General features: G+C 46.8%; 1 protein-coding gene. It reads left to right on the top strand.

Features of this window, described 5'->3' with window-relative positions:
• Positions 1-631 (top strand): aldehyde dehydrogenase family protein (locus R7Q11_RS27295; protein WP_225467123.1); only part of this gene is annotated, 631 nt, incomplete at both ends.

Genomic DNA, 631 nt, shown 5'->3' with positions numbered 1-631 from the left:
AACCTTAAAAGAAGTATTTAAACAATGGGCTTCCGACGATGGAGTTGTGGTCATCAACCCTGCAACTGAGCAAGAGTTAATTCGCTTAAAACCGAGTTCAATTGAAGAGTTGGATTGCCTCATTGAAGCGTGTTCGGCTGAACAAGTTCGATGGGCTAAGTTGAGTGCGAAAGAGCGCTCTAGCTGTTTGAAAAACTGGCATCAATTGTTGATGGAACACGCTGAAGATATAGCGACCATTATTACATTGGAACAGGGTAAGCCATTGTCTGAAAGCCGCGGGGAAGTGAGCTACGGGGCATCTTTTGTAGAGTGGTTTGCAGAAGAGGCTAAACGAGCTTATGGCGAACTTATCCCAGCTCCTGCTGTAGATAGACGTTTAGCCTCTTTTGTAGAGTGGTTTGCAGAAGAGGCTAAACGAGCTTATGGCGAAGTTATCCCAGCTCCTGCTGTAGATAGACGTTTATCTACAATTAAACAGCCTGTAGGCGTGTGTGCTGCGATTACACCGTGGAATTTCCCTATTGCTATGATCACACGAAAAGCGGCACCTGCGTTAGCTGCTGGGTGTGGGATGATCATCAAACCGTCCGAGTTGACCCCTCTGACCGCACTAGCGGTTGTTGAACTT

The sequence above is a fragment of the Vibrio sp. 970 genome, assembly GCF_033339075.1.
Note: the sequence above shows the minus strand (reverse complement) of the source record. Positions and strands in the feature narration are given on the sequence as shown.